Source organism: Bradyrhizobium sp. USDA 4501, from assembly GCF_054062115.1.
On sequence record NZ_JBSSEX010000001.1, the window covers coordinates 6,801,723 to 6,813,905 of the forward strand.

Here is a 12,183-nt window from a genome sequence, read left to right on the forward strand (position 1 = left end):
GGCGGCGGTCTAGCGCTTGGCCGCGAGGTCGGCGATCGCCTTCATCACGGCGTTGCGGATGCCGGGATCGTAGAGGATGTGGCCGGCGCCATCGATGATGCGGACCTCGCTGCCCGGCCAGCGCGCGGCGAGCGCGTGCGATGTTGCGGGCGGGCACAACAGATCGTAGCGGCCCTGCACCAGGATGCCGGGAATGCCGGCGAGCTTGCCGGCCTCACTCATCAATTGATGCGGCCGCATGAAGCAATCGTTGGCGAAGTAGTGCGCCTCCATGAACGGCGTCGAGGGCAGGGCGCCTGAGGCCTTGAGATCGAGCCGCGTCTGCTTCGGCGTGTGCTCCGACAACGCGCGTTCGGTGTCGTGCCAGGCGCGCGCGGCCGGCGCATGCACGGCGGCGTCGGGATCGAGGATGCGGCGATAATAGGCCGCAAGCGGTGCTGCGCGCTCGCTCTCGGGCAGGAAGTTGAGGAAGTCCTCGTGGAGGGCGGGATAGAAGCGCGGCAGGGCGCGCAGGAAAACGTCGTCCAGCTCCTCGGCTGTGCCGAGAAACGTCGCGCGCAGTGCGAGCCCGCTGACCCGCTCGGGATGGGCCTGCGCATAAGCCAGCGCCAGCGTCGCGCCCCAGGAGCCGCCGACCACCATCCAGCGCGCGAAGCCGAAGCGCTCGCGGATCTTCTCCATGTCCGCGATCAGGTGCTGCGTCGTGTTGTTGTCGCGGCTGCCCTTCGGCCGGCTGCGGCCGCAGCCGCGCTGGTCGAACAGCACGGCGTGAAAGCGCTCGGGATCGAACAGCCGGCGATGATCGGGCTGGCAGCCGCTACCGGGGCCGCCATGCAGATAGACCGCGGGAATGCCACCCTCGCGCCCGACGCTCTCGACATGGAGATCGTGGCCATCGCCGACGTCGAGCCATTCCGACGTCAGCGGCGCAAAGGGATCGGCACGCCTCGCGGCCTTGCCGACGTCGGCGTCAGGCGCCATTGCGCTTGTCCTGGGATTCGTTCCGGGGGGCGTCCGTCTCCAACGTGCCGCCGGCGAAGTTACGATACAGGAAGCGGTTCTGCGTGCCGGCGGATTCCTGCTCGGCCTGCTTGAAGATCTCCTCGTGTCGCGGCGACAGCGCGCAGGCCGGGTCGGTGTTGCCGGCATCGCCGGTCAGCGCAAAGGCCTGGCAGCGGCAGCCGCCGTAATCGATCTCGCGGAATTCGCAACTCTTGCACGGCTCCGGCATCCAGCCGGTGCCGCGATAGCGGTTGAAGGCCTCCGAGTTCTGCCAGATCCAGGCGATCGAATGATTCGAGCGCACCGATTCGAATTCAAGCCCGGTGATGCTTTCGGCGGCGTGGCACGGCAGCACCTTGCCGGCCGGCGAGATGTTGAAGAACTGGCGGCCCCAGCCGCCCATGCATTTCTTCGGCCGCAGCGCGTAGTAATCCGGCACCACATAGTCGATCGCAAGCGTGCCCTTCAGGCGCATTTGGGCTTCCTCGACGATGCGGCTGGTCTCCTCGATCTGCTCGATCGTCGGCATCAGCGCGGCACGGTTCTTCAGCGCCCAGCCGTAATACTGCACGTTGGCGACCTCGAGCCGGTCGGCGTCGAGGTCGACCGCCATCTGGATGATGTCGGTCAGCTGATGCAGGTTCTGCCGGTGCATCACCGCATTCACCGTGAGCGGCAATTCCAGCTCGCGCGTCCATTTGGCGACCTCGAGCTTCTTCTTGTGCGCGTCCTTCAGCCCGGCCACGCGGTCGGCGACGTTGGGCTCGTTGCCCTGAAAACTGATCTGCACATGGCTGAGGCCGGCGTCGGCCAGCGCCGAAAGCTTGTCCCTGGTCAACAGCACGGCCGAGGTGATCAGGTTGGAATAGAGCCCGACATCGGTCGCGTGCTGCACCAGCTCGACGATGTCCTTGCGCGCGGTCGGCTCGCCGCCGGAGAAATGGATCTGCAGCACGCCGAGCTCGGCAAGCTCGCTCAGCACCTTCTTCCATTCGTCGGTGGTGAGCTCGGTCGAGCCGCGGTCGAGCTCGACCGGGTTCGAGCAGTAGGGGCATTGCAGCGGGCAGCGGTGGGTGATCTCGAGCAGCACCGCAAGGGGAATGCCGTAGGTCTCGGCCGCCGAGCGGCGGCTCTCCAGCACGGCGAGCCCATCGCTTGGGGCTGCGCTCGGGCCCGGCGCTGTCGTCTTGGTGTCGGCCAGCGTGTCGCTCATGCTGTGCTCTCGCGCGCTTCGGTGAGAAAACCCTTGTCGGCCAGATCCTGCAGCATCGCGATCACGTCGGTCGCGATCGCCTCGCGTGGGGCGGCGTATTTTTCGGCGAGCTGGTCCACCATCTCGGCGACACTGCGCACGCCGTCACACAGCTGCAGCACCTCGACCGCGATGTCGTCCGGCGCCAGCACGCGCTCCGGCGCCAGGATCACCCAGACCTGCCGCGTCTCGTCGAATTTCAGCTTGGTATGGCGCGGCAGTTTCGGCCGGCTGGTCTCGCTGACGCTGATGTTGCGGCTGGCCATGATCTAAGTCTCTTTGTCTGAGCATGATCTTTCGGAAAACCGGCTCCCACTTTTCCGGATCATGCTCTAACCTGTCTTCGGCACGAACGCGCCGGGCGGAATCTGGCCGTCGACATACGCATGATACAGCGCGTCGAGCTGCACCCACAGCACGTTGGTCTTGAAGATCAGCGCGTTGCAGACCGCTTCGCGCTCCGCCGGCGTCTTGGCGTGCTGCTTGACATAATCAAGCGCAAAGCCGGCGTCGCGCGGCGCCTGGGTCAGGCGGCGGCTGAAATAGCTCATGATGTCGGGGTTGACGAAGTCGTAATGCTTCAGCATCCCCGAGATGCGCTCCTCGTGCAGGTTCGGCGCGAACAGTTCGGTGAGCGAGGAGGCGATCGCCTCCAGCGGCGTGCGATCGCGGCAGAAATGCACATAGGCTTCGACGGCGAAGCGCGTCGCCGGCAGAATGCCTTCGGTGGACTCCACGTAAGCCGTGTCGAGGCCGAGGCCTTCGGTCAGCTTCAGCCAGCGCTCGATGCCGCCTTCATTGCCGAGATCGCCGTCGTGATCCTCGATGCGGTGGCGCCATTCGATCCTTGTGTTGCGGTCGCGGAAGCGCGAGATCACCATCGCGTCCTTCAGCGGGATCGTGCTCTGGTAGTAATAGCGGTTCAGCGCCCAGGCCTGGACCTGGCCCTTGTTGAGCTTGCCGCCGTGCAGCAGGGCGGTGGAACGGGTGCAGGCTGTGATACCGCGTGGCACCGATCGTGCGCAGCGTCGCCTCCATCTCCTCGGCAGTGTCGAGCGTGATGCCCTTGCCGATCGAGAGCGCGGTCATTCCTGAGGTCAGCACGACATTCACAGCACGATCTCCGTTCCGTCGGAGGGAATCTGCCAGCCCGCCTGTTCGGCCGCCTTGCGTTCGGCCGAGGTCCCAAGCAGCGCCGGGTTGGAGTTGTTGATATGCAAAAACACTTTTCGTCCGATGTCGAGCCCGGCGAGGCTTTCGATCGCACCCTGATCGCCCGACATCGCGATGTGGCCCATGCCCTGGCCGGTCTTGTTGCCAAGGCCCGCCGCGATCAGTTCGTCGTCGCGCCACACCGTGCCATCGAAAAACACCAGCGGGGCGCCCTTGAGCCGTGATTTCAGGTCGTCAGTCACCCGTGCGCAGGCGGCCAGGAAATAGAAATATTTGCCGCTGCGCCGGTCCGCAATACGCAGGCCGAGCGTATCGCCGACGCCGTCGGCGCCCGCCGGATGCGCCTTGCCCTCAAGATACCACGCGCCCTTGCCGGGAACCTCAAACGGCAGCACCTCAAGCCCGGACGGCGATCCGTCGGGCAGGGCCGGTTCGAAGGCCTGGTCGACCGTGATCGGCCGGCGGTCGACGTTCTCGTCGCTGAGCACGTTGAAGATGCTGTTCGCGCGCAGGATCGCGAGCACCCGCTCATGCGCGTAGATCGCAAATGGCGAGCCCTCGCGCATCGACAATAGCCCGGCGACCGCGTCGATCTCGCCATTGGTGAGGATGACGCCCGCGATCGGACTATGGCGCAGTGCGCCGTGCTTCGGATGCAGCTGCGGCGTGGCAATCAACTGCTGGCGCAGATCCGGGGACGCATTGACCAGGAACCAGTGCACACCATCGCCGCTGACGGCGATCGAGGCTTGCGTGCTCTGCAGTTCGGGGTGGTCGCTTCGCGCCGTCCTGCAGACGGCACAGCCGCAGTTCCACTGCGGAACGCCGCCACCCGCCGCGGCACCCAGGACGACGACACGAAGCATGATCCGTCCCCTGAGAAGCTTGGCCTGGAGAAGTTTGTTGGACCCAGAAACGTTACGAGGTGGACTCCGGATTTGAAACACACTCCCTTGGTCGGGAGCGCGTTACGCCCGGATGTCCACCTGCGCTAAAACGCTAAACGTGTAGAGGGCGCTGCCGCTTACTTGCGGGTTGCGCACATATACATGTTGATTTCCATGCCGACCGACACTTCAACGATCTTCGGTGCTTTCCAGGCCATTTGGCTCTCCTTGTTGCAACCGGACGAACTTTCCGCCCTGCAGGCTAAACTACTGTGGTTGGAAAAGTTCGCCAGTTAAATTTTCTGTAAGGTGCCGCCTCGAAGGGCATGCTGCACTGCGGCAAGCAAATCTTACCCACTCACAAATTTGTGCGCGCGTTTCCCGTCAAAAGCCCGTGGCATCAGACCTTTTTCCTGTTGTTAGCCACACGGTGAATGGTGATGTTGGAATAGGTAAACAGCAGCCCCGCGGTCCTCCGAAGGTCCCGGTGACGATCCTGTGCTTCCCCGCGACGGGAGGCGACTAACCGAGCCGAGTTCAGCCGATGCCACGCTATTTCTTCAACACCCGTATCGGCGACGAGCTGATCTCCGATCCCGACGGCGAAATCCTGCGGGACCCGGATCGTGCGTGGGAAATGGCGCGCGCGATGATTCGCGAACTGCTCAAGACCGAGGGCGCCGACGGCGCGCTGCTCAGCGCCGTGATCGAGGTGACCGACGACGAGGGCGAGGTCGTGCTGGAGTTTCCATTCACGGAGGCGATCCTCGATCGCCCGGACCGCTCGATGACAAGGCACTGACGCTGGCCCCGCGCGGCCACAACCATGCGTTGGCCGATGTCCGGCATGCTTCCGATTGCAATTGTCCGGACAAATTCGCAAGACTATGAACGGAAAGCCGAACGGCGCCGGGCGACGTCAATGGCGCAATCAACAACGGCTTCCACCCAGGGGAGATCTTCATGAAAAAACACTCGTTCGCACCGCGCAGCTTGCTGCTCGCGGGGGTCATGCTCGGGGCGTTCACGCTCTCTGCTGCGGCGCAACAGCCGGCCGCGCCGGCGGCAGGTGCCGCCCCTGCCGCCCAGCCGCTGCCGCCTGGCTCGCCCTTGATCGGGCGTCCCGACAATGAAGCCGCCGCCAAGCTCGCGCCGGTGGCGCCGCCGCCGCTGCCGTCCGCGCCCGACAAGCTGCCGCTCGCCAAGCTCAAGGTGCCGGCCGGCTTCAATGTCGAGGTCTATGCGGCCGGCATGGCCAATGCGCGCTCGCTGGCGCTCGGCGACAAGGGCACGGTGTTCGTCGGCAGCCGCCTCGTCGACAAGGTCTATGCGATCGTCAACAAGGACGGCAAGCGCTCGGTCAAGGTGATCGCCTCCGGTCTCTATCGTCCGAACGGCGTCGCCTTCAAGGACGGCACGCTCTACATCGCCGAACTCTCGAAGGTCTCCAAGATCGACAAGATCGAGGACAATCTGGATAACCCGCCGAAGCCCACCGTCGTCTACGACAAGCTGCCGAAGGACGAGGCGCATGGCTGGAAGTTCATCGCCGTCGGTCCCGACAACAAGCTTTATGTTCCGGTCGGACAGCCCGGCAACAACGTGCTGCATGATGCCGACCACGGCCAGATCCGCCGCATGAATCTCGATGGCTCCGGCGCCGAGGTCTACGCGCTCGGCGTGCGCAACACGGTCGGCTTCGACTGGAATCCCGAGAACAAGCAGATGTACTTCACCGACAACGGCCGCGATTGGCTGTCGGAGACGGTGCCGGAAGACGAGCTCAACCGCATCACCAAGGCGGGCGAGGATTTCGGCGCGCCGTACTGCTACCAGGGCAACATCATCGACCAGGAGCTCGGCTGGGGCAAGACCTGCAAGGACTACACCGCGCCGGTCGGCCTGATGGGCCCGCATACCGCGTCGCTCGGCATGCGCTTCTACACCGGCAGCATGTTCCCGAAGACCTACAAGAACGTGATCTTCGTCGCGCGTCACGGCTCCTGGAACAAGTCGCAGAAGCAGGGTGGTGACGTGGTCGCCGTCAGGCTGAACAAGGACGGCACCGTGAAGTCGATGGAGCCGTTCCTGACCGGCTTCCTCGAAGACAACAAGTATGTCGGCCGCCCGGTCGACGTGATGCTGCTGAAGGACGGCTCGCTGCTGGTCTCCGACGACTGGAACGGCGCGGTCTATCGCGTCAGCTACGGCAAGCCGAAGGTCGCCAATCAGTAACAACCACCAACGTCATTCCGGGCTGGTGCGACAGCACCAGACCCGGAATCTCGAGATTCCGGGTTCGCCCTTCGGGCGCCCCGGAATGACACTGAAAGTCAGGAGCAGCCGATGCGTAAGTTCATGATCCCTGTGCTCCTGTTTGCATCCGCTCTTTCCGCAAATGCCGAGACCATCCAGGAGCGCGCCGCCGCGTGCTTTGCCTGCCATGGCGAGCATGGCACGTCGGAGACCGAGAACACGCCGTCGCTTGGCGGCCAGACGGCGCCCTATGCGCTGATCCAGCTCTTCATGTTCCGCGAGAAGCTGCGGGTGTTCGACCCGATGAACGAGATGGCGAAGCCGCTGACCGACGACGATTTGCGCAGCTTCTCGGATTTCATCGCGACCCTGCCGAAGCCCACGCCGCCCGCTGACGCCGGCGATCCGGCGCGGATGGCGCGGGGCCAGGCGCTGGCGCAGCAGAACCGCTGCAATAGCTGCCACAACACCGATTTCTCCGGCAAGGAGAATGTCCCGCGCATCGCCAACCAGCGCGAGGACTACCTCGCCAAGACGCTGGCCGAATACAAGGACAACAGCCGCCATGGCTATGACGCCACCATGGCCGACGTGATGCAAACGGTCACCAAGGAGCAGATCGGCGACCTTGCCTATTACATCGCGCATGTCCGCTGAAACATCAGGCGGCGGACCGCTGGCCATGTTCTCCGCGCGGCGCTAAAACGGAGCGTCACACGGAGTTGCACATGCAGGATATTTGGCGTCTGTCGGCGGCCGAGCTCGCCAGCCTCATCAAATCGAAGAAGGTGTCGGCGAAGGAGGCTGCGGAGGCGGGGCTCGCCCGGCTCGACGCGGTCAACCCGAAGCTCAACGCGGTGGTCGATCACCGGCCGGACGACGTGCTGGCGCAGGCGGCCAAGATCGATGCGGCCATTGCGCGCGGCGAGGCGGTCGGGCCGCTCGCCGGCGTGCCGGTCACCATCAAGGTCAATGTCGACCAGGAGGGCTACGCCACCACCAATGGGCTGAAGGCACAGCGCGACGTCATCGCCAGGGTCGACAATCCGGTGGTCGCCAATCTGCGCAAGGCCGGCGCGGTGCTGCTCGGCCGCACCAATTGTCCGGCGGTCTCCTATCGCTGGTTCACCACCAACCTCATTCACGGCGACACCAAGAACCCGCGCGATCCCGGCATCACCCCGGGCGGCTCGTCCGGCGGCGCGGGTTCGGCGGTCGCGGCCGGCATCGGCCACATCGCGCACGGCACCGATATCGCCGGCTCGGTGCGCTATCCGGCCTATGCCTGCGGCGTGCACGGCCTGCGGCCAAGCATGGGCCGTATCCCGGCCTTCAATTCGGCTTTGCCGGAGCGGCCGATCGGCCCGCAGATCAGCGCGGTGTCGGGCCCGCTGGCGCGCACCATCAACGATCTGCGCATCTCGCTCGCGGCGATGTCGGCGCCGGACTATCGCGACCCCTGGTATGCGCCGGTGCCGCTCGAAGGCCCGCCGCGCGAGAAGCGCGTTGCGATGTGCCTCAATCCCGACGGTCTTAATCCGGTGCCGGAAGTGGTCGCCGCGGTGGCCGATGCCGGCAAGCGCTTGCAGAAGGCCGGCTGGATCGTCGAGGAAATTGCAAACACGCCGTCCTTGCGCGAGGCGGCCGAGATCCAGACCCGGCTCTGGCTCGGCGACGGCTATGAGGCCCAGCTCGCATTCGCCGAGCGCGAGGGCGATCCCGGCGCACTGGCCTGCCTGCGCGGCGTCCGCGCCCGGGTGCATCCGTTCGACCTGTCGCAGGCACTGACCCGCCGCGCGACCCTGACGCGCGAATGGTTCGCCTTCTTCGAGAAATATCCGGTGCTGCTGATGCCGGTGTCCGGCGAGCTGCCGTTCCCCGACCATCTCGACCGCAAGGACGAGGCGTCGTTCGCGCGGGTGTGGCACGCGCAGCTGCCGCAGATTGCGATCCCGTTCATGGGGCTTCCCGGGCTCGTGGTCTCCACCGGTCTCGTCGGACGGATCCCGGTCGGCGTGCAACTGGTGGCCGGACGCTACCGCGAGGATCTCTGCCTTGCCGCTGGTGAGGCGGTCGAGGCCGGCGGCACGCCGTCGTCGCCGATCGATCCGGTCAGCTGAGATGGCGACCGTTTACGATTTCACCGCCAAGTCGCTCGCCGGCGACGACGTGCCGCTGCAGCGGTTCGAGGGCCAGGTGCTGCTGATCGTGAACACGGCGAGCGCCTGCGGGTTCACGCCGCAATACAAGGGCCTGCAGGAGCTGCACGCCGGCCTGTCGCCGCGCGGCTTCGCCGTGCTCGGCTTCCCCTGCAACCAGTTCGGCGCGCAGGAGCCGGGCGATGCGCAGCAGATCGCCGCGTTCTGCGAGACCAACTACGCCGTCACGTTTCCGATGTTCGCCAAGATCGACGTCAATGGCTCAGGTGCGCATCCATTGTACGAACACCTGAAACGTGAGAAGTCGGGCCTGCTCGGGCCCGCGATCAAATGGAACTTCACCAAGTTCCTGGTCGATCGCGCCGGCAAGGTCGTGGCGCGGCATGCGCCGACCGCCCGGCCCGAAGGATTGAGGAAGGACATCGAGGCGCTGCTATGAGCGACGACAACGACACCAACGACCAATTCCCCGACCGCCTCTCGGTCGATCCGAACAGCCCGTACTACAATGCGGATATTCTCGCCCGCGATGTCGGCATCCGCTTCAAAGGCGCCGAGAAGACCAATGTCGAGGAGTACTGCATCAGCGAAGGCTGGGTCCGCGTCACCGCCGGCAATGCCAAGGACCGTTACGGCAATCCGCTGACCATCAAGGTGCACGGGCCGGTCGAGCCGTATTTCCGGGATAAGGCGAAGTCCTGAAGCCGCTTCCTCTGCCGTCATTGCGAGCGAAGCGAAGCAATCCACGTCTCCGCTCGTTGAGAAATGGATTGCTTCGTCGCTTCGCTCCTCGCAATGACGAGGAGAGGACGGCAAACCCAACTTAGAAAGCCCCCCATGTCCGTCCGTATCGTCGACGTCCGCGAGGTGACCAAGCCGATCTCCTCGCCGATCCGCAACGCCTATATCGACTTCACCAAGATGACCTCGAGCCTGGTGGCCGTGGTCACCGACGTGGTGCGCGACGGCAAGCGGGTGGTCGGTTACGGCTTCAATTCCAACGGCCGTTACGGGCAGGGCGGTCTGATCCGCGAGCGCTTTGCGCCGCGCCTCAAGGAAGCCGATCCGAAATTGCTGCTCGATGCCGATGGCGGCAATCTCGATCCGGACAAGGTCTGGTCGACGCTGATGTCGAACGAGAAGCCGGGCGGCCATGGCGAGCGCTCGGTCGCGGTCGGCACCATCGACATGGCGGTGTGGGACGCGGTGGCGAAGATCGCGGGCAAGCCGCTGTTCCGGCTGCTCGCCGAGCGCCACGGCCTCACCGCCAATCCGCGCGTCTTCGTCTACGCAGCCGGCGGCTACTACTATCCTGGCAAGGACCTCGGCGCGCTGCGCAAGGAGATGCGTGGCTATCTCGACCGCGGCTACAACGTCGTGAAGATGAAGATCGGCGGTGCGCCGCTTGCCGAGGACCGCGAGCGCATCGAGGCGGTGCTGAAGGAGATCGGCAGCGCGGCGCAGCTTGCGGTCGACGCCAACGGCCGCTTCGATCTGGAAACCGCGATCGCCTACGCCAAGATGCTGCGCGAGTATCCGCTGTTCTGGTACGAGGAGGCCGGCGACCCGCTCGACTACGCGCTGCAGGCCGCGCTGGCCGAGTTCTATCCGGGGGCGATGGCGACCGGCGAGAACCTGTTCAGCCACCAGGATGCGCGGAACCTGATCCGCTACGGCGGCATGCGGCCGGACCGCGACTGGCTGCAATTCGATTGCGCGCTGTCCTACGGGCTCTGCGAGTATCAGCGCACGCTCGAGGTGCTGAAGACCCACGGCTGGTCGCCGAGCCGCTGCATCCCGCATGGCGGCCACCAGATGTCGCTCAACATCGCGGCCGGCCTCGGCCTCGGCGGCAATGAGAGCTACCCCGACCTGTTCCAGCCCTATGGCGGGTTCCCGGACGGCGTGCGCGTCGAGGGTGGCCACATCGTGATGCCCGACCTTCCCGGCATCGGCTTCGAGGGCAAATCCGATCTCTACAAGGAGATGAAGGCGCTGGCGGACTAAGTTCGGCCCAGCGACTGCCGATCCGCCGGGCGCGGGTGGGCACGAGCTTGATCGCAAAATATTGTGAGCATTGCTCAATAAATTATTGAACGTTGCTCATTTCTGGATATACTCATGAGAACAGGGCGCCTTTAGTCCCGGATGATCGGGAGCAGGCGCAAAAACCGGCCGTGAGGATAGCCGCATGCCATATTCAGCCAAGGATCTCCGGGACGCCGCAAATGCTGGGGTGATCAGCCCGGCCGATCTGGAACGGTTGCTCGCTTTCCTGGCGAGCAGCGCCGGGCAAGGTTCGGCAGGCGATGCAAGTCCCGCCGCCAAATTCGATGCCGCGCATGTGCTCTGGTACGCCGGCGCGCTCATCGTGATCGGTGCCATGGGCCTGTTCTCGACCCTGGCCTTCACCCAGATGGGCGGCCGGGCGCTGACGGCCTGCGCGATCGCCTATGCGGTCGGGTTCAGCGTGGCGGGTCATTACCTCTGGCACGACAAGAATCTGCGGGTTCCCGGCGGCCTGCTGATCGCGATCGCGGTCTCGATGGCGCCGCTCGCGGTCTACGGCATCCAGGACGAGCTTGGCTGGTGGGGCAAGTTCGGCAAGCCGGGAACCGTGCAGGACTTCTACGTCTGGGTGAAGGGCAGCTGGATCTTCATGGAGATCGCGACCGTCGCCGCCGGCATCGTCGCGCTGCGCTACTACCGCTTCGCTTTCATCGTCGCGATCATCTCGGTCGCGCTGTGGTTCATGTCGATGGACTTGGCGCCGTGGTTCAGCGGCATGGCTCACGCCGATTTCGAGATGCGCCGCAGGGTGTCGATCTGGTTCGGGCTTGCCGTGCTCGCGGTCGCCTGGATCGTGGACTATCGCAGCCGCAACGGCGACTTTGCGTTCTGGCTGCATCTGTTCGGCCTGATGGCGTTCTGGGGCGGAATTAGCGCGTCCGAAGGCTCAACCGAATTGAGCAAGGCGGTGTACTGCCTGCTCAATGTCGGCCTGATCGTGATCGCCGTGATTTTGATGCGGCGCGCCTATGCGGTGTTCGGCGCGTTCGGCATCTGCCTCTATCTCGGCCATCTCGCCGACGTCGTCTTCAAGGACTCGCTGTGGTTTCCGTTCTCGCTGTCGCTGATCGGCATTGCCGTGATCGCCGCAGGCCTGCTCTACCATCGCAACGAGCGTGCGATCACTGGCTGGATCGATGCGCATCTGCCGGCGGGGTTGCGGCCGCGGTCCGCAACCGCATGACCGCGACGTCCTGATCGTTTTAGAATCGCTACAATCTGGAATTGCTACAAGAAGTGCGGCGCGCAAGCGCCGCTCTTCGTTTCCGGGCGCAAATCCGGAAGCCGACAGAAACCATTCGCATCCTTGACTTTTCCAACCCTGCGCTCGCCGCGAGGTATATCCGCGTCCATTCGTCGCGATTTTATTCCGTAGTCACGCAAA

The 12,183-nt window shown here is 64.8% G+C and carries 13 protein-coding genes and 1 pseudogene; 8 read left to right on the forward strand and 6 right to left on the reverse strand.

Going from position 1 to position 12,183, the window contains the following annotated elements:
• Positions 1-9: 9 nt before the first annotated feature.
• The 6 genes and pseudogenes from pip to pqqA form a co-directional block, all read right to left on the reverse strand.
• Positions 10-981, reverse strand: coding sequence for a prolyl aminopeptidase (pip, locus tag ACVWZM_RS31260; RefSeq protein ID WP_168856938.1), 972 nt, complete (start codon positions 979-981; stop codon positions 10-12).
• Positions 971-2,215 (reverse strand): pyrroloquinoline quinone biosynthesis protein PqqE, encoded by a 1,245-nt coding sequence (pqqE, locus tag ACVWZM_RS31265; RefSeq protein WP_456782135.1) that lies wholly within the window; start codon positions 2,213-2,215, stop codon positions 971-973. The genes pip and pqqE overlap by 11 nt, the downstream gene beginning before the upstream one ends.
• Positions 2,212-2,520, reverse strand: coding sequence for a pyrroloquinoline quinone biosynthesis peptide chaperone PqqD (gene pqqD, locus ACVWZM_RS31270; RefSeq protein ID WP_456855515.1), 309 nt, complete (start codon positions 2,518-2,520; stop codon positions 2,212-2,214). Before pqqD ends, pqqE begins: the two co-directional genes overlap by 4 nt.
• Before the next feature lie 66 nt (positions 2,521-2,586).
• Positions 2,587-3,343, reverse strand: a pseudogene (gene pqqC / locus ACVWZM_RS31275) (pyrroloquinoline-quinone synthase PqqC).
• 20 nt (positions 3,344-3,363) lie between these two features.
• Positions 3,364-4,293: a pyrroloquinoline quinone biosynthesis protein PqqB gene (gene pqqB / locus ACVWZM_RS31280; protein ID WP_456855516.1), complete on the reverse strand. Its 930-nt coding sequence runs from the start codon at positions 4,291-4,293 to the stop codon at positions 3,364-3,366.
• A 158-nt stretch (positions 4,294-4,451) separates the two neighbouring features.
• Complete coding sequence (gene pqqA, locus ACVWZM_RS31285) at positions 4,452-4,532, reverse strand: pyrroloquinoline quinone precursor peptide PqqA (RefSeq protein WP_035635412.1); 81 nt, start codon at positions 4,530-4,532, stop codon at positions 4,452-4,454.
• 326 nt (positions 4,533-4,858) lie between these two features.
• Here pqqA and ACVWZM_RS31290 point away from each other — a divergent pair, with 326 nt between their 5' ends.
• From ACVWZM_RS31290 to ACVWZM_RS31325, 8 genes are all read left to right on the forward strand, one after another.
• Complete coding sequence (locus tag ACVWZM_RS31290) at positions 4,859-5,116, forward strand: DUF6894 family protein (protein ID WP_028332662.1); 258 nt, start codon at positions 4,859-4,861, stop codon at positions 5,114-5,116.
• Positions 5,117-5,277: 161 nt separating this feature from the next.
• Positions 5,278-6,549, forward strand: a complete 1,272-nt coding sequence (locus tag ACVWZM_RS31295) for a PQQ-dependent sugar dehydrogenase (RefSeq protein ID WP_253625783.1) — start codon at positions 5,278-5,280, stop codon at positions 6,547-6,549.
• Positions 6,550-6,660: 111 nt separating this feature from the next.
• The gene (locus tag ACVWZM_RS31300; RefSeq protein ID WP_253625784.1) at positions 6,661-7,227 is read left to right on the forward strand and encodes a c-type cytochrome; all 567 of its coding nucleotides are present in this window, start codon (positions 6,661-6,663) and stop codon (positions 7,225-7,227) included.
• 71 nt (positions 7,228-7,298) lie between these two features.
• Positions 7,299-8,690, forward strand: coding sequence for an amidase family protein (locus ACVWZM_RS31305; protein WP_253625785.1), 1,392 nt, complete (start codon positions 7,299-7,301; stop codon positions 8,688-8,690).
• A gap of 1 nt (position 8,691) precedes the next feature.
• Positions 8,692-9,168 (forward strand): glutathione peroxidase, encoded by a 477-nt coding sequence (locus ACVWZM_RS31310; protein WP_456855517.1) that lies wholly within the window; start codon positions 8,692-8,694, stop codon positions 9,166-9,168.
• Complete coding sequence (locus tag ACVWZM_RS31315) at positions 9,165-9,431, forward strand: DUF3297 family protein (RefSeq protein ID WP_016848389.1); 267 nt, start codon at positions 9,165-9,167, stop codon at positions 9,429-9,431. The genes ACVWZM_RS31310 and ACVWZM_RS31315 overlap by 4 nt, the downstream gene beginning before the upstream one ends.
• Before the next feature lie 135 nt (positions 9,432-9,566).
• The gene (locus ACVWZM_RS31320; RefSeq protein WP_076823976.1) at positions 9,567-10,736 is read left to right on the forward strand and encodes a mandelate racemase/muconate lactonizing enzyme family protein; all 1,170 of its coding nucleotides are present in this window, start codon (positions 9,567-9,569) and stop codon (positions 10,734-10,736) included.
• Positions 10,737-10,920: 184 nt separating this feature from the next.
• Positions 10,921-11,982, forward strand: coding sequence for a hypothetical protein (locus tag ACVWZM_RS31325; protein ID WP_456855518.1), 1,062 nt, complete (start codon positions 10,921-10,923; stop codon positions 11,980-11,982).
• Positions 11,983-12,183: the final 201 nt, after the last annotated feature.

Coding starts and splice junctions, on each gene's coding strand:
- ACVWZM_RS31290 (WP_028332662.1), top strand. CDS start 4,859: ATGCCACGCTATTTCTTCAACACCCGTATCGGCGACGAGCTGATCTCC.
- pqqB (WP_456855516.1), bottom strand. CDS start 4,293: ATGCTTCGTGTCGTCGTCCTGGGTGCCGCGGCGGGTGGCGGCGTTCCG.
- pqqD (WP_456855515.1), bottom strand. CDS start 2,520: ATGGCCAGCCGCAACATCAGCGTCAGCGAGACCAGCCGGCCGAAACTG.
- ACVWZM_RS31305 (WP_253625785.1), top strand. CDS start 7,299: ATGCAGGATATTTGGCGTCTGTCGGCGGCCGAGCTCGCCAGCCTCATC.
- ACVWZM_RS31325 (WP_456855518.1), top strand. CDS start 10,921: ATGCCATATTCAGCCAAGGATCTCCGGGACGCCGCAAATGCTGGGGTG.
- ACVWZM_RS31310 (WP_456855517.1), top strand. CDS start 8,692: ATGGCGACCGTTTACGATTTCACCGCCAAGTCGCTCGCCGGCGACGAC.
- ACVWZM_RS31315 (WP_016848389.1), top strand. CDS start 9,165: ATGAGCGACGACAACGACACCAACGACCAATTCCCCGACCGCCTCTCG.
- pip (WP_168856938.1), bottom strand. CDS start 981: ATGGCGCCTGACGCCGACGTCGGCAAGGCCGCGAGGCGTGCCGATCCC.
- pqqA (WP_035635412.1), bottom strand. CDS start 4,532: ATGGCCTGGAAAGCACCGAAGATCGTTGAAGTGTCGGTCGGCATGGAA.
- ACVWZM_RS31295 (WP_253625783.1), top strand. CDS start 5,278: ATGAAAAAACACTCGTTCGCACCGCGCAGCTTGCTGCTCGCGGGGGTC.
- ACVWZM_RS31300 (WP_253625784.1), top strand. CDS start 6,661: ATGCGTAAGTTCATGATCCCTGTGCTCCTGTTTGCATCCGCTCTTTCC.
- pqqE (WP_456782135.1), bottom strand. CDS start 2,215: ATGAGCGACACGCTGGCCGACACCAAGACGACAGCGCCGGGCCCGAGC.
- ACVWZM_RS31320 (WP_076823976.1), top strand. CDS start 9,567: ATGTCCGTCCGTATCGTCGACGTCCGCGAGGTGACCAAGCCGATCTCC.